Genomic DNA, 19,498 nt, shown 5'->3' on the forward strand with positions numbered 1-19,498 from the left:
TCGTCGTCGCGGCCGATAACGGGGTCGAGCTTGCCTTCGCGGGCGCGCTGGGTTAAATCGAGGGTGTATTTTTTCAGGGCTTCGCGTTGGTCTTCGGCGTTGGGGTTATCCACAGCCGCACCGCCGCGCACCGCATCAATAGCGGCATTGATGTTTTGTTCGGTGGCACCGGCGTTTCTCAGGATTTTGCCGGTGGTGTCGTTCTGCTGCACCAGCGCCAGCGGGAAGAGTTCGCTGGCAATATAGGCATCACCGCGTTTGGTGGCGGCTTTATCCATCAGGTTCAGCACGGCCTGCAATTCGCGGCTGGGCGGAATTTCGCCGCCTTGGCCGGACACTTTGGGCAGGCTGTTTAAGGTTTGCTGCAACTGCTGTTTCACTTGGGCCACGTTTACGCCGGCGTGGGCGAGCAAGGCGGTGATGCCGCTGTCGTCATCCAGCAGGGCTTTGAGCACGTGGCCGGCTTCGAGATAGCTGTTGTCAGCGGCAAGCGCCAAGCTTTGGCCGTCGGCAAGGGCTTGTTGGAATTTTGCGGTTAATTTATCGAATCTCATGTTTTTTATTCTCCATCCAATATGATTGGAAATTTGCCGGAATATGGGGATAAACGGCAAATTGTTTATTAATTAAAAATACTGTTGCACTGTATATGCGGCGCCTGTGGATAACTTCAACGGCATAGGGCAATTATTTTTATAAATATTTGACAAACAAAAAATTATTTTCGATTGGTTAACGGCATTGCCCGTTGCGGCAAACATTGGTAGAAGGTGAGGTCGAAATGCGCGGCGTACCGGCCGGCGGGGTAGTTTGCCGGTTATTGTTTAACTGCGGCGGCGGATAGGCAATGCGGCCTCCTGTTTCGTTGCGCGGGCGTGAGGAAGGCGGTTGGCGGCTGTCTTCGCGCCGCAGAATATCGTTTTGCCGGCGCATATTTTCGCGTTGCCGTTTCAGCTGCTCACGCCGGCGCAGTTCGTTGCGCAAGCGTTGGTTTTCCAATCTTTCTCGATTCACCAATTGATCGTCATAATAGCGTTGGCGCTCACGCTGCCGCTCCTCCCATTCCCGCTCGGCGCGTGCGCGTTGTAGTTCGTTCAAACGGCGTTGCTGACGGATAAGATCGTTGTTTACGCCTTCATCGTAAATAATGATGGAAGCGGGCGGCACGGGATAATAATCGCGGTAAATCACGGTATTACCTTCATAAACGCGGCGCACGGGTTGCGGATAAAGCGGCTGTTCGCCGGCAACGGTGTCCGGCGGCACCACCACACAGGCGCTCAGGGCGGCGGTGGCACACACCAGCAGGGTGTGGCGGATGGTTTTCATGATGATTTCCTCCCGGGTTGATAATTTATCATGCGCCAGATAGCGGATAACTGGCAAGTAAAGGAATGCAAGCTTTGTCTAAAATCCGTGTACGCCATTTGGGTTTTCTTGAAAACAGCCGGTTGCTGCCGGAATGCCTGTCTGAAAATGTTACAATCGCTTTTTTCAGACAGGCATTCTGTTTGTATCGAACTTCTTCCCAGCAAAATTTTTTCAGACAGGCATACGAACATTATGGCAAAAGCCCCGAAAACCGTTTACCAATGCAGCGAATGCGGCGGCACTGCGCCCAAATGGCAGGGTAAATGCCCGCATTGTGGCGAATGGAACACGTTGCAAGAAAGCCTCGCCGCACCCGAGCCGAAAAACGCACGTTTCCAATCGTGGGCGGCGGATACGGCGCAGGTGCAAGCGCTCTCCGATGTTACTGCCATCGAAGTGCCGCGCAATCCTACCGGTATGGGTGAACTCGACCGCGTGTTGGGCGGCGGTTTGGTGAACGGCGCGGTGATTCTGCTCGGCGGCGATCCGGGTATCGGCAAATCCACTTTATTGCTGCAAACGGTAGCGAAAATGGCGCAAAGCCGCAAAGTGTTATACGTATCGGGCGAGGAATCGGCGCAACAAGTGGCCTTACGCGCCCAGCGTTTGGAGTTGCCCACTGAAGGCGTGAACCTGTTGGCCGAAATCCGCATGGAAGCGATTCAGACGGCCTTAAAACAGCACGAGCCTGCGGTGGTGGTTATCGATTCGATTCAAACCATGTATTCCGACCAAATCACTTCCGCACCCGGCTCGGTGTCGCAGGTACGCGAATGCGCCGCCCAGCTTACCCGCATGGCCAAACAGATGGGCATTGCCATGATATTGGTCGGCCACGTTACCAAAGACGGCGCCATCGCCGGCCCGCGCGTGCTGGAGCACATGGTCGATACCGTGCTGTATTTCGAGGGCGACCAGCATTCCAACTACCGCATGATACGCGCCATCAAAAACCGCTTCGGCGCGGCCAACGAATTGGGCGTGTTCGCCATGACCGAACACGGCTTGAAAGGCGTGTCCAACCCCTCGGCCATCTTTCTGGCCAGCTACCGCGACGATGTGCCCGGCTCGTGCGTGTTGGTTACGCAGGAAGGCAGCCGCCCGCTGTTGGTGGAAATTCAGGCGCTGGTGGATGACGCGCACGGCTTCACGCCCAAGCGGCTCACCGTCGGCCTCGAACAAAACCGCCTCGCCATGCTGTTGGCCGTTTTAAACCGCCACGCGGGCATCGCCTGCTTCGACCAAGACGTGTTTTTAAACGCGGTGGGCGGTGTGAAAATCAACGAACCGGCCGCCGACTTGGCGATTATCCTCGCTATGCTCTCCAGCTTCCGCAACCGCCCGCTGCCCGAAAAAATGGTGGCTTTCGGCGAAATCGGTTTGAGCGGCGAAGTGCGACCCGTCGCGCGCGGGCAGGAGCGGCTGAAAGAAGCCGAGAAACTGGGGTTCAAACGCGCGGTGGTGCCGAAAGCGAATATGCCGCGCAATCCGAAAGAGTTTTCCGGATTGCAGATTTTCGGCGTAGCCAGTTTGCAGGAAGCGGTGGATGTGTGCAGAAATGCGGATTCGTGAAGGCTTTTTATGGTGGCTGCGTTTGATGTTCGACAAGTCGGTATAGCGGATTAACTTAACTTTCGCGAAAGCGCTGCCGCGCCTTGCTCTACTATAGTCGATTCAAATAAAATGTCCGGTAGAGCGCGGACGTTTTCGTCCGCTTTTTATGTAGGATTCTGGATATTTTACGGACGGGGACGTCCGCGCTCCAATATCGGAGTTTTATTTTAAATCCACTATACTTGTATTGTCTGCGGTTTGCTGTCTTGTATCGCAGTCATTCAACCCGCTATAGTGTTGAAATGAAATTTCATCGCAAGAAAAAACGCATCCTTTCGGATGCGTTTTTCGGTTTCAGACAGGCATTCAACAGCATTTCCCGCCGTTACTGCCGCAACGGCGTTTGCTGCAATAGTCTTGAAACTGCTGCTCGCTCATCACCGGCGCGTTCGGATTGTGTCGGCGCTGACGTGCCACATAATTGGCATAATCCGGCAGGCCGGCCATCAGATTGGCGGCTTGGCGCAGAGCCTGCCAGCGTTGGCTGAGCTTTTGCTTAAGACTCATGCTGTCCGACCTCGTTGCGGAAGGTAGCCGGTACTTCTTTCGAAGTCGGCCAAGCCACTTTGCGGGCTTTTAACGCCACGCGCAGGCCGTGGAAGGCGACGATGACCACAACTGATAAGAACAACACGGCCAATCCGGAATTAACGTAATCGTTAAAAATAATACGCGACATTTCGGCGGCATTCTTGGCCGGAGCCAATACTTTGCCTTCGGCGGCGGCGGCACTGTATTTTTGTGCGTGTGCCAGGAAGCTGATGCGCGGGTCGCTATGGAACAGTTTTTGCAAACCGGCGTAACAGGTTACGAACAGTACCGCGCAAGCGGGCACCAAAGTCACCCATACATAACGCTCGCGTTTCATCTTCACCAATACCACGCTGCACATAATCAGCGCCACGCCCGCCAGCATCTGGTTGGCGATGCCGAACAGCGGCCATAAGGAGTTGATGCCGCCCAGCGGATCGGTTACGCCTGCATAGAGGAAATAACCCCACAGGGCAACGCCGAGGAAGGTTGCTACCAAGTTGGCCGGCAGGCTGTCGGTATTGCCGAACGGTTTATAGAACACGCTACCCAAGTCTTGAATCATAAAACGGGCGACACGGGTGCCCGCATCGACTGCGGTTAAGATAAACAAGGCTTCAAACAGCAACGCGAAGTGGTACCAGAAGGCCATCATGCCGGGGCCGGAAACCAGTTGGCTCATGATGTGCGCCATGCCGACCGCAAGTGTCGGCGCACCGCCGGCGCGGGAAAGAATGGTGTTTTCGCCCACGTCTTTGGCCATTTGCAACAGGGTGGCTTCGGTAACCGGGAAGCCCAGTTTATTGGTAATCACCGCAGCGGCTTGCGCGGCATCGGTACCGATTAAGGCTGCCGGGCTGTTCATGGCGAAGTAAACACCGGTATCCAGTGAAGCGGCCGCTGCCAGCGCCATGATGGCGACAAAGCTTTCCATCAGCATACCGCCGTAACCAATCATGCGCACATGGGTTTCGTTTTCCACCATTTTAGGCGTAGTACCCGAAGAAATCAGCGCATGGAAGCCGGAAACGGCACCGCAGGCAATGGTAATAAACAGGAAGGGGAACAGTGCGCCGGAGAATACCGGGCCGGTACCGTCGATAAATTTGGTTACCGCCGGCATTTGCAGCGTCGGATTCACCACCACGATACCGATAGCCAGCGCCACGATGGTGCCGATTTTCAGGAAAGTAGAGAGATAATCGCGCGGAGTCAGCAAGAGCCAAACCGGCAATACGGCGGCGACAAAGCCGTAAATCATAATCGCCCAAGTCAATTGTACGCCGTCCAAATCAAACCAATGACCGAACGAGCTGTGCGCCACGTCTTCGCCGTAGATAATCGCCAGCATCAGCAAAATCACGCCGACAATCGAAATTTCGCCGATTTTGCCGGGGCGGATAAAACGGGTATAAATACCCATAAACAGTGCGATCGGAATGGTGGCGGCGATGGTGAAGGTACCCCACGGGCTGTGAACCAAAGCTTTCACCACAATCAGCGCCAATACCGCCATGATGATGATCATAATCATCAGAATGCCGATGGAAGCGATTACGCCGGCTACCGGGCCGAGCTCTTGTTTCACGATATCGCCCAAGGATTTGCCGTCGCGCCGCATGGAAACGAACAGCACCACCATATCTTGCACGGCACCGGCAAACACCACGCCGAAAATAATCCATAATGTTCCCGGCAGATAGCCCATCTGAGCGGCCAATACCGGGCCGACCAGAGGTCCGGCACCGGCGATGGCGGCAAAATGGTGGCCGAACAGCACGCCTTTGCTGGTCGGCACATAATCCAAGCCGTCGTTATAGCGTTCGGCTGGTGTTAAGCGGTTGGGATCGAGTTGCAAAACTTTTTTGGCGATATAGAGGCTGTAATAGCGAAACGCGATGCAGTACACCGAAATGGCGGCACTCACCATCCAAATCGCACTGACCTGTTCGCCACGGCTGAGCGCCAGCGTGGTAAAGGAGGCAACACCCACCAATACCACGAGCCCCCACACCACAACGGATCGAAGCATATTCATGAATATATCCTTGGCTTGTATCGTAAAATAATGTTGAGAAAATGGTTTTGCGGGTTGTAATTGAATGTAACCGCAAAACACGCCGCCAGATTAACATAAACGGCGGAAATGTTAAATATGTCTTTACATTGAAGAATGCCTGTCTGAAAGCCTTGCAGCCCGCAAATGTTTTCAGACAGGCATTTAGTTTTCAGACAGGCATTTAAAGCAGATTTTGATATAATGGCGCACTTTTCCGCTTGGTTGCCTTTCGCATGAACAAATCCTTACCGTCCCGCCGTTTATCGGTTGCCCCCATGCTCGACTGGACCGACCGTCATTACCGCTATATGGCGCGCCAAATCAGCCGCCACACCTGGCTTTACACCGAAATGATTAATGCCGGTGCGATTATCTATGGCGATCCCGAGCGTTTTTTATTGAAAAACGACTGCGAAAATCCGGTGGCGTTACAACTGGGCGGCAGCGAACCGCAAGCGCTGGCCGCCGCCGCGCAAAAAGCGGCGGCTTGGCATTACGATGAAATCAACCTCAATTGCGGCTGCCCCAGCCCGCGCGTGCAAAAAGGCGCGTTCGGCGCCTGTTTGATGAACGAAACCGCTTTGGTGGCCGATTGTCTGAACGCCATGCAGGATGCGGCACCGGAATGCGTGGTTACCGTCAAACACCGTATCGGCGTCGATAAGCAGACCGATTATCAGGTAGTCGCCGATTTTGTCGGCACTTTGCGCGAGAAAACCGCCTGCCGCACCTTTATCGTGCATGCCCGAAACGCTTGGCTCAACGGTTTGTCGCCCAAAGAAAACCGTGAAATTCCGCCCTTGAAATACGATTATGTATACCGCTTAAAGCAAGAATTCGCCGACTTGGAAATCATCATCAACGGCGGCATCAAAACCAACGAAGAAATCGCACTTCATTTAAACCACGTAGACGGCGTGATGATAGGGCGCGAGTGTTACCACAATCCCATGATCATGCGCGATTGGGATAATTTATTTTACAGCGATACCCGGCCGGCAATTGAATACGAAGAGTTGGTATTACGCTTGCAAGACTATGCCGCCGTTCAAATCGCCGCCGGTCGCGGTACCATCTTGCGCCATATGGTCCGTCATTATTTGGGGTTGATGCATGGTTTGAAAGGTGCGCGTCAATGGCGGCGTATGTTGTCGGATGCCCAATTGTTGAAACCCAACCGCCCGGAATTGATTGCCCAAGCATGGGCACAAGTGGTGCAGGCCGACGGGCGCTTTGCCTCATAGAGAATAGCGCGGAATGTTTTCAGACAGGCATAGGCAAGAAAAATACAGCGGTCGGCAGAATACCGGATATTTTGCCCACATCATCAGGAAAAATCACATGAAACAATATCTCGACTTAATGCGCCATGTCATGAAGGAAGGCCACGACAAATCCGACCGTACCGGCACCGGTACCCGTTCGGTATTCGGTTATCAAATGCGTTTTGATTTAAGCGAAGGCTTCCCTTTGCTCACCACCAAAAAATTGCACCTGCGCTCGATTATTCACGAATTGTTGTGGTTTTTAAAAGGCGACACCAACATCAAATATTTGAAAGACAACCAAGTATCGATTTGGGACGAATGGGCCGACGAAAACGGCGATCTGGGCCCGGTTTACGGCTATCAATGGCGCTCTTGGCCCACGCCCGACGGCCGGCACATCGACCAAATCCAAAACATCATCCGGCAAATCCAAAGCAATCCCGATTCGCGCCGCATCATCGTTTCGGCCTGGAATCCCGCATTGGTCGACCAAATGGCGCTGCCGCCTTGCCATGCGCTGTTTCAGTTTTATGTGGCCGAGGGCAAATTATCCTGCCAGCTTTACCAGCGCAGCGCCGATATTTTCCTCGGCGTACCGTTCAACATCGCCAGCTATGCTCTGCTGACCATGATGATTGCACAGGTATGCGATCTAGAAGCCGGCGAGTTTATCCACACCTTCGGCGACGCCCATATATACAGCAATCATTTCGAGCAAGTGGCCTTACAGCTTAGCCGCGAACCGCGCTCATTGCCGCAAATGAAGCTTAATCCGGCGGTAAAAGATTTGTTTGACTTCAAATTCGAGGATTTCGAGCTTACCGGTTACGATCCGCATCCGCATATCGCCGGCAAAGTAGCCGTATAACCAACACTAATAATCTGCAAAGGAGAGACTTAATGACCACCAAACCCCGCACGCTCGCCTTATTCTGTACGCTTGCTTTTCTCGCTGCATGCGGTCAATCGGAAACCGCCGATAAACAAAAAGGCCTGTCTGAAAACCCAAATACCGGCAATACGATTACCCGTAACAACACCGCCGAGCCGCAGTCTTTAGATCCGCACCAGATTACCGGCATTCCCGAAATCAACATCATCCGCGATTTGTTCGAGGGTTTGGTGCAAACCGATGAGAAAGGCGGGATCCAGCCGGCCATCGCCAAATCATGGGAGAGCAAAGACAACAAAACCTGGCTGTTTCACTTGCGCGAAGACGCCAAATGGAGCAACGGCGAGCCGGTAAGCGCCGAAGATTTCGTTTACAGCTGGCGCCGTTTGGTCGACCCGAAAACCGGCTCGCCTTATGCCTCTTACCTGCAAGCGGCCAAAGTGGCCAATATCGACGACATCATCGCCGGCAAAAAATCGCCCGATACCTTGGGCATCAAAGCACTGGACGCGCATACGTTCGAAGTAACGCTGGATGCGCCGGTACCGTATTTCCCGAAACTGCTGTTTCACGCCGCCACCAAACCCGTGCCGAAAAAAGCCGTCGAACAATTCGGCAACAAATGGACGCAACCGGAAAACATGGTCAACAACGGCGCCTACAAACTGAGCAAATGGGTGGTGAACGAACGCATCGAACTGGTAAAAAATCCGCAATATTATGATGCGGCCGCGGTAAAAACCGACAAAATCGTTCATCTGCCGATTAGCTCGCAAAGCGAAGACGTGGCGCGCTATCAGGCCGGCGAAATCGACATCACCGATGCCTTGCCGCCCGAGCAATACGCCAAAATCAAAAGCGAGCATGCCAACGAGTTGAAAACCAGCCCGATGCTGTGTACTTATTATCTGGAATTGAACAACAGCAAAACGCCGTTTAATGATGTGCGGGTACGCAAAGCCTTGTCCTTAGCGTTGGACAGAAACACGCTTGCCGAAAAAGTGCTCGGCCGCGGCGAAGAGCCTGCTTATAACTACACCCGCGTCGGCACCGCAGGCTTCGTGCCCAACGTGCCCGAATGGAGCCGCTGGGATTACGCCCGCAGAGTTGAAGAAGCGAAGAAACTGCTGCAAGAAGCCGGTTACAGCGAAGCCAAACCGCTCACCTTCAGCTATCTTTATAATACTTCCGAACAGCACAAAAAAATCGCCGTAGCCATCGCCTCGATGTGGAAGCAAGCCTTGGGCAATGTGGATGTGAAACTGGAAAACCAGGAATGGAAAACCTATACCGACAGCCGTCGCAACGGCAACTACCAATTGGCGCGCGCATCTTGGTGCGGCGACTATAACGAACCCTCCACCTTCCTGAATACTTTAAGAAGCGGGCACAGCAGCAACCGTGCCAAATACAGCAATCCCGCCTACGATGCCTTGCTGGACCAGACCCTGCAAGCTGGCACGGATGACAATACGCGCAGCAAGCTTTATACCGAAGCGGAAGCCGTTATCGACAAAGATACCGCCATTATCCCCACCCACGGTTTTGTCAATTCGCGCTTGGTTAAAGAACGTATCGGCGGCTATTCGACTGAAGACGTATTAAACGAATTGCCGAGCAAGAGGTTGTTTGTGAAATAAGTTTTCAGACAGGCATGGCATAGATGGAATGATTTCGGTGCAAAACGCAAAAATAAGATTTAGATTTTTATAATGATTTTTGTGTTTTGCAGAAATCTTTGCCTGTCTGAAAAAACATATCCGTTAAAAAAAACATATCCGTTTAAACCTCAATAAAAAACCGCTTCGTATCAAACGAAGCGGTTTTTTGCTTAGAAAGCTTCCGATTACAGTTGCGGAGCAGAAGCAGGAGCCGGTTGTTCAGCGCCTTGAGGTGCAGCAGCAGGACGCTCGAAACCTTTAGCTTTCATACAAGCGTCAAATGCAGCGCGGTCGGCAGTTTCGCCAACGGTTTGACGGCACTCTTGCAGCGCAGTTTCAACGCTGGCATTAGCTTGCGGAGCAGCTTGAGTGTCTTCTTGCGGAGCAGAGCTGCTTGAACAAGCGGCCAACATCATAGCGGCAATAGAGGCAACCAATAATTTTTTCATGATTAACAACCTTTCTCTCTAGTTTGGGATTTTTTCTCGTCTACGGCCAATAGAGGCCGGCAAACAAAAAAGCATTCAAGTGTTTCTCTAGCGTTCTGATAGGTTGAAAGGCAATTTAGTTTCAAAAAACAAGTGTAAAGGCGAGATTATGCTATTTGAAAATCGCTTAAGTTGATGCAATTTCTGGAAATTTCTACCATTTTCATTCAATGAAAACATTTGTAAAGGAAGAGGGCATGCAACGGCGCTGCCTGAAACTTAGCGTTTTATGGCATAATGCCGTTTCAACAAAATACACGACGAAATACCTTTCAGACAGGCATTGTCTACCGGTCTGAAATAAATAAACGGAGAACCTCTGTGAACCAATTTTCCAACCTCGGCCTGGGTAACGAAATCGTATCCGCCTTAACCGAGCAAGGCTATGAAACGCCCACGCCCATCCAAGCTGCGGCGATTCCCAAAGCATTGGCAGGGCACGATCTTTTGGCCGCCGCGCAAACCGGTACCGGCAAAACCGCCGCCTTTATGCTGCCCAGCCTCGAGCGGCTGAAGCGCTACGCCACGCCCAGCACCTCGCCGGCCATGCATCCCGTACGCATGCTGGTGTTGACGCCCACCCGGGAATTGGCCGACCAAATCGACCAAAACGTACAAAGTTATATTAAAAACCTGCCGCTGCGCCATACGGTGCTGTTCGGCGGTGTCAATATGGATAAGCAAACCGCCGATTTGCGCGCCGGCTGCGAAATCGTCGTCGCCACCGTCGGCCGTCTGCTGGATCATGTCAAACAGAAAAACATCAACCTGAACAAAGTCGAAATCGTGGTACTCGACGAAGCCGACCGTATGTTGGATATGGGCTTTATCGACGACATCCGCAGTATTATGCAAATGTTGCCCAAGCAGCGCCAAACGCTGTTGTTTTCAGCTACTTTTGCCGATCCCATCCGCAAACTCGCCCGTGATTTCATGCACAATCCCGAGCAAATTGAAGTGGCTGCGCAAAATACTACTAATGCAAATGTAGAGCAGCACGTGATTGCGGTGGATACCGCCAAGAAGCGCCATCTGCTGGAGCGGCTGATTCTGGATTTAAACATGAATCAGGTCATCGTGTTCTGCAAAACCAAGCAGAGCGTTGATCAGGTTACCCGGGATTTGAAACGCCGCGAAATTGCCGCGCAAGCGATTCACGGCGACAAATCGCAACAAACCCGCCTGGAAACGCTAAGCGCATTTAAAGAAGGCAGCCTGCGCGTTTTGGTGGCGACCGACGTGGCAGCACGCGGTTTGGATATTGCCGAATTGCCGTTTGTGATCAACTACGAATTACCGACCCAAGCCGAAGATTATGTGCACCGTATCGGCCGCACCGGCCGCGCAGGGGCAGACGGCGTGGCCATTTCGCTGATGGATGAAAACGAGCAGAAAATGTTTGAATCCATTAAGGAATTAACCGGAAATGATATTCCGCTGGAACGCATCGAAGGTTTTGAACCCCGTTGGTGGCAACAGGAAGAGGGCGGTAGCGTAGCAACGGCATCTGCCCGTGAAACCAACCGCGAACGCGGTAACCGCAATACCGCGAAAACCGCTGCCGGAAAAGAAGGTCGCGAAAACAACCGCCGTGAACGCAACAGCGAACCGAAAGACGCCGGCGATGCCTGCGGCAAAATTGCCGGCCGCAGCCGCAGAAGCCGTCGGGAGCGCCCGAAATGTGCGTTGGTGCAACCGAATTACGGCGCATAAGCCAAAATCTAAGCAAACAAATGCCTGTCTGAAAACAAAGCGTTTTGTAACGCTGCTTTCAGACAGGCATTTTTTAATCACGGCGTGGAAAACCGAAACCGATTGTTTGTTAAACTTCCAAGCCATTCAAGCATGAATTTTTATATTTCCCCATGATTTGCCAACGGAAAATAACACGTAGGCAAGCTTACAGCATCAGCGCTCTGTGTTAAAATCCCGCCCTTTCCATCCGCCATTTTTCTGGTCGAACCATGCAAACTTCCGTACAAAATATAGTAGTCGGTTTATCCGGCGGCGTTGATTCCTCTGTTACCGCTTATCTTCTGAAGCAGCAGGGGCATCAGGTGCGCGGAGTATTCATGCAAAACTGGGAAGACGATGATAATGACGAATATTGCAGCATCAAGGAAGATTCTTTCGATGCGATTGCGGTGGCCGATATTGTCGGCATCGATATCGACATCGTCAATTTCGCCGCGCAATACAAAGACAAGGTTTTTGCCTATTTCTTACAGGAATACCGCGCCGGACGCACACCGAATCCGGATGTGTTGTGCAATGCAGAAATCAAATTCAAAAGTTTTCTCGATTACGCGCTCGCAGAAGGCGCGGATGTGATCGCTACCGGCCACTATGCGCGCAAAGAAGTACGCAACGGCATACATTATCTGCTCAAAGGGCGGGATGCCAATAAAGACCAAAGCTATTTCCTCTACCGCTTGCAACCGCATCAGTTGGCACGTGCCATTTTCCCGCTGGGTGATATGGAAAAAGGCGAGGTCAGACGGCTGGCCGCCGAAGCCAAACTGCCGACCGCAACCAAAAAAGACAGCACCGGCATTTGTTTTATCGGCGAGCGGCCGTTTAGGGCGTTTTTACAGCAATATCTGCCGACCGAACCCGGCGATATGGTAACGCCGGAGGGTAAAAAAGTCGGCAGCCATGTCGGCCTGATGTTTTACACTTTGGGCCAGCGCAAAGGCTTGGGCATAGGCGGGGCGGGCGAGCCGTGGTTTGTGGCGGGGAAAAATCTGAAAAGCAATCAGTTGATTGTGGTTCAGGGGCACGACCATCCGCTGCTCTATAGCAACAGCCTGACCATGAACGATTTGAGTTTTACCTTGCCCGAGAGGCCCGCTCCGGGGCGCTACAGTTGCAAAACCCGCTACCGCATGGCCGATGCGCCTTGCCAGTTGCGCTATCTCGATGAGGATACGGCGGAGCTGATATTTGACGAACCGCAATGGGCGGTTACCCCGGGCCAGTCGGCGGTGTTGTACGACGGCGATATCTGCTTGGGCGGCGGCGTGATTATGGCTACCGACAAACCGGCTATCGTAGAATAATCTTTATTTAAGCAAAACATATGCCTGTCTGAAAAACAGGAAAACACATACAGGAAACATTATGGAAAAAATCTGGCTCCAAAGTTACGAAGCAGGTGTAGAAGCAGAAATCGATGAGAAGCGTTTCCACTCGATTGTAGACGTGTTCGAACAGAGCGTGGAAAAGTTCGGCAGCAAACCCGCCTTCCAAAACATGGATAAAACCTTAAGCTACACCGAAACCGGAAAATTGGTGACCGATTTTGCCGCTTATCTGCAAAATGAATTGAAATTACCGCGCGGCGAGCGGGTAGCCATCATGATGCCCAACGTGCTGCAATATCCGATTGCCTTATTCGGCGCACTCAAAGCCGGTTTGGTGGTAGTCAATACCAATCCGCTCTATACCCCGCGCGAACTCGAACACCAGCTCAACGACAGCGGCGCCACCACCATTATCGTGCTGGAAAACTTTGCCAATACATTGGAATTGGTGCTGCCGCGCACTCAAATTAAAAACGTGATTATTGCCAGCGTCGGCGATATGTTCGGCTTATTCAAAGGCGCTTTGATGAATTTTGTGATTCGCAAAGTGAAAAAAATGGTGCCGCAACATCAAATTAGCGGTTTTATTCCTTTCAGACAGGCATTAAAAGCAGGTGCTGCACACACCTTCCAACCCGTATCGATCGATTTGGACGACACCGCTTTCCTGCAATACACCGGCGGCACCACCGGCGTGGCCAAAGGCGCGATACTCAGCCACGGCAATATCTGCGCCAATATGCAGCAGGCTGCCGAGTGGATTAAAAACCTGTTGAAACCCGGCGAGGAAACCGTTATCGCCGCACTGCCGCTTTACCATATTTTCGCTTTAACCGTAAATCTGATGATTTTCACCCAAGCCGGCTCGCGCATTTTGCTGATTACCAACCCGCGCGACATGAACGGCTTTATCGGCGACATGAAGAAAAACCGTATCAGCGTGTTTATCGGTGTCAACACGCTGTTTAACGGCCTGGTTAACCAAGCGGCTTTTGCCGAAGTCGATTTTTCCAAACTGAAGCTGACCTTGGGCGGCGGCATGGCTACCCAACGCGCGGTTGCGGAAAAATGGAAAACAGTTACCGGCACGCCGATTGTCGAAGCCTACGGTTTAACCGAAGCCAGCCCCGGCGTGTGCTGCAATCCTTTGAATATTCCCGCCTATACCGGCAGCATCGGCCTGCCGGTACCGTCTACCGAAGTTGAATTGCGCGATGCCGAGGGCAGCGAAGTGCCGCAAGGGCAGCCGGGCGAGATGTGGATACGCGGCCCGCAGGTGATGCAGGGCTATTGGCAGCGGCCGGACGAAACGGCCAAAGTTATCGACAGCCGCGGCTTTCTAGCCACCGGCGACATTGCGGTTATGGATGAAAAAGGCTGGTTCAAACTGGTGGACCGCAAAAAAGATTTGATTGTGGTTTCCGGCTTTAACGTCTATCCCAATGAAATCGAAGATGTGGTGGCCGCCCACCCGAAAGTAATGGAAACCGCCTGCATCGGCATTAGCAGCGAAAAAACCGGCGAAGCGCTCAAGCTGTTTGTGGTGCGTAAAGACCCGAGCCTGACCGCCGAAGAATTGATCGACTACTGCCGAACCCAGTTAACCGGCTATAAAGTACCGCGCGATATCGAGTTCCGCGACGAGTTGCCGAAATCCAATGTGGGTAAAATCCTGCGCCGCGAACTGCGCGATTCGGTGCAAAAGAAATAAATAAAAATATTGGATAGTCGAAAATGCCTGTCTGAAAAACAAAAAAAGGTTTTCAGACAGGCATTTTGCTTCTTTAATCATCAATAAAAGTTATGCCGAGACCTTTGCAAAATTCAAATTGCTATCTAAAAAATCTGAACTCCGTCATTCCCGCGCAGGCGGGAATCCAGACGCTTGGCATCCAAGTATTTGTTTAATCAATGCTTCAATATTTCCATCTGGATTCCCGCCTGCGCGGGAATGACGGGATTTAAGCATTTCAGACGGCTTTAAAGTATTTTTGCAAAGGTCTCATGCCGTCTTGGCAATTAACCGTTAAAACTATAAGATTAAATTCATTTATCCGAATAGAAGGGGAATGCGATGAGTTCGGAAAACCGCCGGCCGATTGCGGCGCGGCAAAACCGTTTGAGTCAGCGTTTTGCGCATTGGCTGGCGGTGAAAAAAATCTTAACGCCCAACCAAATTTCGCTGTTAAGCATCGTGTTTGCAGCAATCGGGGCGCTTTGTTTATGTTTGAGCGCTTATCCGGCTGCATTGGTTGCGGCGGCGTTGTGCGTGCAGTTGCGGCTGTTGTGCAATTTGTTTGACGGCATGGTAGCGGTGGAGGGCGGCATGAAAACGCCCGGCGGCGAACTTTTCAACGAATTTCCCGACCGTGTGGCCGACAGCCTTCTGCTGGTGGCCTTGGGTTATGGTGCAGGTTTGGGCTGGCTCGGCTGGCTCTGTGCTTTGTTGGCCGCCTTGACCGCTTATGTCCGCATTTTCGGCGGAAGTTTGGGTTTGGTACAAAGCTTTCGCGGGCCGATGGCCAAACAACACCGGATGGCGGTGCTTACCGCCGCCTGCCTGCTGGGTGCTTGGGAAGCAGCAGCCCATCAGAGTGTTTATACTTTGCAGGTTGCCGCCTGCCTGATTGCCGTCGGTAGTGCGGCGACTTGCTGGCTGCGCAGCCGCGATATCTACCGCGAACTGCACCGCCGTGCAGCCATTGCTCCGCAGGAGGCCGCCGAATGAAAGCGCGTGTCAAAAAACATCTGGCTTGGTTAGTCGACCAAGCATTGTGTCTATTCGTTTCCTTTATCACCGGCGTGCGGCCCAAGCGGGCGGCTGCTCTTTCATTTGATACCCGGCAAAAAGTGTATTACGCCAACCACGGCAGCCACGGCGATTTTGTGTTGGTATGGATTTCGCTGCCGCGCCGCTGGCGCATCCATACCCGACCGGTGGCCGGTGCGGACTATTGGCTGACCGGCCGTTTCAAGCGTTTCATTATCCAGCAGGTATTCAATGCCTTATTGATTCCGCGTAACAGCGACAATCCACGCGCGATTACCGACCAGATGCGCGAAGCGCTGGAAGCGGGCGATTCGCTGATTATTTTTCCGGAAGGCACCCGCAATACCGACGATCAAACGCAATTGCTGCCGTTTAAAACCGGCATTTACCATTTGGCCGCCAGCCGGCCGGATACCGAGTTTGTACCGATGTGGATACACAATATCAACCGTGTGCTGCCCAAAGGCAAGGTCTTGCCGGTACCCTTGCTGTGCGATGTACGCATCGGCGAGGCGTTGCGCCTTCAGGAAGGCGAGGGCAAAGAAGCTTTTTTGGAACGCAGCCGCAATGCCTTGCTGGCGCTGGCACCGCATGATCCGCGCCCGTCGGCACCGGCGCCTGCATTAAAAGAAGGGGGAGAGCGTCATGAATAATTCGCACGCAGTACTGGATGCCGCCAGCCAGCCGCCGCAAATCGCCACGATTTTTAGTGCCGTTTTTGCGGTATTGTTACTGGCCAGCGTAATCGGCCAGTTGCTCAAACGCCGCCACGGTGCCAACAATGAAACCATCAGCAATTTGAACAGCCGCATTTACGCTTGGTGGTTGATGAGTTTAGTGCTGCTGTTTGCCTTCTGGCTCGGTCGTATCGGTACCACCATTTTATTTTTCCTGATTTCTTTTGCTGCGTTGCGCGAATTCATGAGCTTGGTATACAACCGGCGCAGTGATTACAACAGCATGGTGATGTGCTTTTATGTACTGTTGCCGGTGCAATATTATTTTGTACTCGACCAATGGTACGGCATGTTTTCCATTTTTATTCCGGTATACGGCTTTTTAGTGCTGCCGATTATCGCCAGTATGAGCGGCGACACTTCCGCTTTTCTCGAACGTACCGCCAAAACGCAATGGATGGCGATGGTTTGCATTTTCTGCCTGTCGCACGTACCGGCACTGCTGTTTCTGAATCTGGACGGATTCGATAATGCAAATAACATTTTGCTGTTGATTTTTATGATAGGCGTGGTACAAGCCAGTGATGTGTTGCAATATGTGTGGGGCAAATTGGTGGGCGGGCCCAAAATTATGCCCAGCCTGTCGCCCTCGAAAACCGTTTCCGGCACCGTCGGCGGGATTGCTTCGGCAACAGGACTGGCCGCATTAATGGCACCGATTACTCCGTTCTCTACCGGCGAAGCTGCGATAATCGGCCTCATCATCTGCCTGATGGGCTTTTTCGGCGGGTTGGTGATGTCGGCCATCAAACGCGACTACGGCGTAAAAGACTGGGGACAAATGATACAAGGCCACGGCGGTATGCTGGATAGGGTGGATTCCATCTGCTTTGCCGCACCGGTGTTTTTTCATATCGTGCGTTATTTTTGGCACGGATAAAAGCTACAAATGAAATGCCTGTCTGAAAAGTTTTCAGACAGGCATTGTTTTATGAGAATGTTTGCATTTAACACAAAACGATTCATTATGGATACCTATTTGAAAGAGCGGCGGCATTTATTGTTTCCAAACGGCTCCGTGCCATTTCGGTTAAAATACTGCTTTTCCCCATTAACCTGCGCCATCCCCATGATCGAACTGAAAAACCTCACCCTGCAACGCGGCCTGAAAGTGCTGCTCGACAAAGCCAACCTCACCGTCAACCCCAGCTGGCGCGTCGGCCTGATCGGCAAAAACGGCACCGGCAAATCCAGCCTGTTTGCCCTGATTAAAGGCGAAATCACGCAGGACGGCGGCGACGTGCTGGTGCCCAAACATTGGAAAACGGCGGCGGTGGCGCAAGAAACGCCCGCGCTGGATATTTCCGCACTCGATTATGTGTTGCAGGGCGATGCCGAATTGCAGGCTTTTCAGACGGCCTTGGCGCAAGCCGAAGCGCAAAACGACGGTATGAACATCGCCGAATACCACGCCAAACTGGAAGAAATCGACGCCTATACCGCGCCCGCACGCGCCGCCAAACTGTTAAGCGGCTTGGGCTTTTCGCAGGAAGAACACGGCAAAAGCGTCAAAGCCTTTTCCGGCGGCTGGCGGATGCGCCTGAACCTCGCGCAGGCGCTGATGTGCCGCGCCGATTTGCTGCTGCTCGACGAGCCGACCAACCACCTCGATTTGGAAACCGTGCTGTGGCTCGAAAACCACTTGGCAAGCCTGCCGTGCACGCAGATTATCATTTCCCACGACCGCGATTTTCTCAATGCCGCCGCCAGCCACACGGTTGAATTGTCCGGCCAAAAACTCACGCTCTACGGCGGCAACTACGATTTCTACCAAAACGAACGCGCCCAACGCTTGGCGCAACAACAGGCCGCCTATACCAAACAGCAGGCGCACATCAAACACTTGCAATCGTTTATCGACCGCTTCAAAGCTAAAGCCACCAAAGCCGTGCAGGCGCAAAGCCGCATGAAAGCCTTGGCCAAGCTGGAGCGCATCGCCCCCGCACATCTCGACAGCGAATTCAGCTTCGAATTCGAAAGCCCCGCCCACCTGCCCAACCCCTTGTTAAAGCTGGATCAAGCCGATTTGGGCTACGGCGGCACCACCGTTTTGCACGGCATCAGCCTCTCGCTCGAAAGCGGTGCGCGCTACGGCTTGTTGGGCGTGAACGGCAGCGGCAAATCCACCTTCATCAAAGCCTTGGCGGGCGAACTGGCTTTGCAGGGCGGGCAGATGGTGAAGTCCGACAAACTCAATATCGGCTATTTCGCCCAACACCAGCTCGACACCCTGCGTGAAGACCAAAGCCCGCTGTGGCACATCCAGCAGCTTTCGCCCGAGGTGCGCGAGCAGGAAATCCGCAACTTTCTCGGCGGTTTCAACTTTACCGGCGATACCGCCCTGCAAAAAATCGCGCCTTTTTCCGGCGGCGAAAAAGCGCGGCTGGCGCTGGCGATGATTGTGTGGCAGAAGCCCAACCTGCTGCTGCTCGACGAGCCGACCAACCACCTCGATCTGGATATGCGCCACGCCCTCACGCTGGCCTTGCAGAGCTTTCAGGGCGCGCTGATTGTGGTGTCGCACGACCGCAGCCTGCTGGAAGCCACCACCGACAGCTTCCTGCTCATCGATAAAGGCCGTCTGAAACCTTTTGACGGCGATTTGAACGATTACCGCCTGTGGCGGCTGGCGCAGGAAAACACCGCCGCCGCGCCCGCCGCTTCCGCGCAGGCGCAAAGCCGCAAAGACACCAAACGGCAGGAAGCGCAGATGCGGCAGGAAAAAGCCCGCCGCATGAAGCCGATACAGCAGAAAATCGATAAAGTTGAAAAAGAAATGGCCGAGTTAGGCATTCGGCAATCCGAATTTGAAGCATTTTTGGCACAGGAAGAAGCTTATTCCGAGGAAAATAAAGTAAAATTACAGCAAACACTTAGCGAGTTGGCGGCGGTCAAAGTAAAATTATCCGAATTGGAAGAAAATTGGTTGATGTGGCAGGATGAAATGGAAACCGTTTTACGGGAAATCGGGGAGAATTTATCCTAAAAGCCGAAATTCAGCCGAATCACAAGCTGCTAAAAACA

At 52.8% G+C, this 19,498-nt stretch carries 16 protein-coding genes; 11 read left to right on the forward strand and 5 right to left on the reverse strand.

Going from position 1 to position 19,498, the window contains the following annotated elements; genetic code table 11:
• Window positions 1-554 (reverse strand): Clp protease N-terminal domain-containing protein (locus Q4C79_RS05090; protein ID WP_303089945.1); only part of this gene is annotated, 554 nt, incomplete at its 3' end.
• A 178-nt stretch (window positions 555-732) separates the two neighbouring features.
• Window positions 733-1,329, reverse strand: coding sequence for a hypothetical protein (locus Q4C79_RS05095; RefSeq protein WP_303089946.1), 597 nt, complete (start codon window positions 1,327-1,329; stop codon window positions 733-735).
• Window positions 1,330-1,563: 234 nt separating this feature from the next.
• On the opposite strand from Q4C79_RS05095, the gene radA reads away from it, so the two are divergent.
• Window positions 1,564-2,943 carry a DNA repair protein RadA gene (gene radA, locus Q4C79_RS05100; protein ID WP_303089947.1) on the forward strand — a complete coding sequence of 460 codons (1,380 nt, stop codon included), beginning with the start codon at window positions 1,564-1,566 and terminating at the stop codon, window positions 2,941-2,943.
• 348 nt (window positions 2,944-3,291) lie between these two features.
• Here radA and Q4C79_RS05105 read toward each other — a convergent pair whose 3' ends face one another.
• Together Q4C79_RS05105 and Q4C79_RS05110 are read right to left on the reverse strand one after the other, a co-directional pair.
• Window positions 3,292-3,492 carry a YbdD/YjiX family protein gene (locus tag Q4C79_RS05105; RefSeq protein ID WP_303089948.1) on the reverse strand — a complete coding sequence of 67 codons (201 nt, stop codon included), beginning with the start codon at window positions 3,490-3,492 and terminating at the stop codon, window positions 3,292-3,294.
• Entirely contained in the window at window positions 3,482-5,554 is a 2,073-nt protein-coding gene (locus Q4C79_RS05110) for a carbon starvation CstA family protein (protein ID WP_303089949.1), read from the reverse strand. The genes Q4C79_RS05105 and Q4C79_RS05110 overlap by 11 nt, the downstream gene beginning before the upstream one ends.
• Before the next feature lie 254 nt (window positions 5,555-5,808).
• Here Q4C79_RS05110 and dusA point away from each other — a divergent pair, with 254 nt between their 5' ends.
• The 3 genes from dusA to Q4C79_RS05125 all read left to right on the forward strand — a co-directional run bounded on the left by dusA (window position 5,809) and on the right by Q4C79_RS05125 (window position 9,375).
• Complete coding sequence (gene dusA, locus Q4C79_RS05115) at window positions 5,809-6,819, forward strand: tRNA dihydrouridine(20/20a) synthase DusA (protein WP_303089950.1); 1,011 nt, start codon at window positions 5,809-5,811, stop codon at window positions 6,817-6,819.
• Between the two features lie 97 nt (window positions 6,820-6,916).
• Window positions 6,917-7,711, forward strand: a complete 795-nt coding sequence (locus Q4C79_RS05120) for a thymidylate synthase (protein WP_303089951.1) — start codon at window positions 6,917-6,919, stop codon at window positions 7,709-7,711.
• 32 nt (window positions 7,712-7,743) lie between these two features.
• Entirely contained in the window at window positions 7,744-9,375 is a 1,632-nt protein-coding gene (locus tag Q4C79_RS05125) for an ABC transporter substrate-binding protein (RefSeq protein WP_303089952.1), read from the forward strand.
• A gap of 206 nt (window positions 9,376-9,581) precedes the next feature.
• Here Q4C79_RS05125 and Q4C79_RS05130 read toward each other — a convergent pair whose 3' ends face one another.
• Window positions 9,582-9,845 (reverse strand): hypothetical protein, encoded by a 264-nt coding sequence (locus Q4C79_RS05130; protein WP_303089953.1) that lies wholly within the window; start codon window positions 9,843-9,845, stop codon window positions 9,582-9,584.
• Window positions 9,846-10,205: 360 nt separating this feature from the next.
• On the opposite strand from Q4C79_RS05130, the gene Q4C79_RS05135 reads away from it, so the two are divergent.
• The 7 genes from Q4C79_RS05135 (at window position 10,206) to Q4C79_RS05165 (ending at window position 19,460) form a co-directional block, all read left to right on the forward strand.
• Window positions 10,206-11,597, forward strand: coding sequence for a DEAD/DEAH box helicase (locus Q4C79_RS05135; protein WP_303089954.1), 1,392 nt, complete (start codon window positions 10,206-10,208; stop codon window positions 11,595-11,597).
• 251 nt (window positions 11,598-11,848) lie between these two features.
• Window positions 11,849-12,943, forward strand: a complete 1,095-nt coding sequence (mnmA, locus tag Q4C79_RS05140; protein WP_303089955.1) for a tRNA 2-thiouridine(34) synthase MnmA — start codon at window positions 11,849-11,851, stop codon at window positions 12,941-12,943.
• 61 nt (window positions 12,944-13,004) lie between these two features.
• Window positions 13,005-14,678 (forward strand): AMP-binding protein, encoded by a 1,674-nt coding sequence (locus tag Q4C79_RS05145; RefSeq protein ID WP_303089956.1) that lies wholly within the window; start codon window positions 13,005-13,007, stop codon window positions 14,676-14,678.
• Window positions 14,679-15,041: 363 nt separating this feature from the next.
• Window positions 15,042-15,695: a CDP-alcohol phosphatidyltransferase family protein gene (locus Q4C79_RS05150; protein ID WP_303089957.1), complete on the forward strand. Its 654-nt coding sequence runs from the start codon at window positions 15,042-15,044 to the stop codon at window positions 15,693-15,695.
• A complete protein-coding gene (locus tag Q4C79_RS05155) occupies window positions 15,692-16,390 on the forward strand; it encodes a lysophospholipid acyltransferase family protein (RefSeq protein WP_303089958.1) in 699 nt (232 codons plus the stop codon). The genes Q4C79_RS05150 and Q4C79_RS05155 overlap by 4 nt, the downstream gene beginning before the upstream one ends.
• Window positions 16,383-17,354, forward strand: coding sequence for a phosphatidate cytidylyltransferase (locus Q4C79_RS05160; RefSeq protein WP_303089959.1), 972 nt, complete (start codon window positions 16,383-16,385; stop codon window positions 17,352-17,354). The genes Q4C79_RS05155 and Q4C79_RS05160 overlap by 8 nt, the downstream gene beginning before the upstream one ends.
• Window positions 17,355-17,543: 189 nt before the next feature.
• Window positions 17,544-19,460 carry an ATP-binding cassette domain-containing protein gene (locus tag Q4C79_RS05165; RefSeq protein ID WP_303089960.1) on the forward strand — a complete coding sequence of 639 codons (1,917 nt, stop codon included), beginning with the start codon at window positions 17,544-17,546 and terminating at the stop codon, window positions 19,458-19,460.
• Window positions 19,461-19,498 lie beyond the last annotated feature (38 nt).

The organism is Neisseria sp., assembly GCF_030523955.1.
Lineage (GTDB): Bacteria > Pseudomonadota > Gammaproteobacteria > Burkholderiales > Neisseriaceae > Neisseria.

Excerpts from the sequence above, each read along its gene's own strand:
- dusA (WP_303089950.1), top strand. The coding sequence starts at position 5,809 with ATGAACAAATCCTTACCGTCCCGCCGTTTATCGGTTGCCCCCATGCTC.
- Q4C79_RS05120 (WP_303089951.1), top strand. The coding sequence starts at position 6,917 with ATGAAACAATATCTCGACTTAATGCGCCATGTCATGAAGGAAGGCCAC.
- Q4C79_RS05130 (WP_303089953.1), bottom strand. The coding sequence starts at position 9,845 with ATGAAAAAATTATTGGTTGCCTCTATTGCCGCTATGATGTTGGCCGCT.
- Q4C79_RS05155 (WP_303089958.1), top strand. The coding sequence starts at position 15,692 with ATGAAAGCGCGTGTCAAAAAACATCTGGCTTGGTTAGTCGACCAAGCA.
- Q4C79_RS05125 (WP_303089952.1), top strand. The coding sequence starts at position 7,744 with ATGACCACCAAACCCCGCACGCTCGCCTTATTCTGTACGCTTGCTTTT.
- Q4C79_RS05165 (WP_303089960.1), top strand. The coding sequence starts at position 17,544 with ATGATCGAACTGAAAAACCTCACCCTGCAACGCGGCCTGAAAGTGCTG.
- Q4C79_RS05160 (WP_303089959.1), top strand. The coding sequence starts at position 16,383 with ATGAATAATTCGCACGCAGTACTGGATGCCGCCAGCCAGCCGCCGCAA.
- Q4C79_RS05095 (WP_303089946.1), bottom strand. The coding sequence starts at position 1,329 with ATGAAAACCATCCGCCACACCCTGCTGGTGTGTGCCACCGCCGCCCTG.
- mnmA (WP_303089955.1), top strand. The coding sequence starts at position 11,849 with ATGCAAACTTCCGTACAAAATATAGTAGTCGGTTTATCCGGCGGCGTT.
- Q4C79_RS05145 (WP_303089956.1), top strand. The coding sequence starts at position 13,005 with ATGGAAAAAATCTGGCTCCAAAGTTACGAAGCAGGTGTAGAAGCAGAA.
- radA (WP_303089947.1), top strand. The coding sequence starts at position 1,564 with ATGGCAAAAGCCCCGAAAACCGTTTACCAATGCAGCGAATGCGGCGGC.
- Q4C79_RS05110 (WP_303089949.1), bottom strand. The coding sequence starts at position 5,554 with ATGAATATGCTTCGATCCGTTGTGGTGTGGGGGCTCGTGGTATTGGTG.
- Q4C79_RS05105 (WP_303089948.1), bottom strand. The coding sequence starts at position 3,492 with ATGAGTCTTAAGCAAAAGCTCAGCCAACGCTGGCAGGCTCTGCGCCAA.
- Q4C79_RS05150 (WP_303089957.1), top strand. The coding sequence starts at position 15,042 with ATGAGTTCGGAAAACCGCCGGCCGATTGCGGCGCGGCAAAACCGTTTG.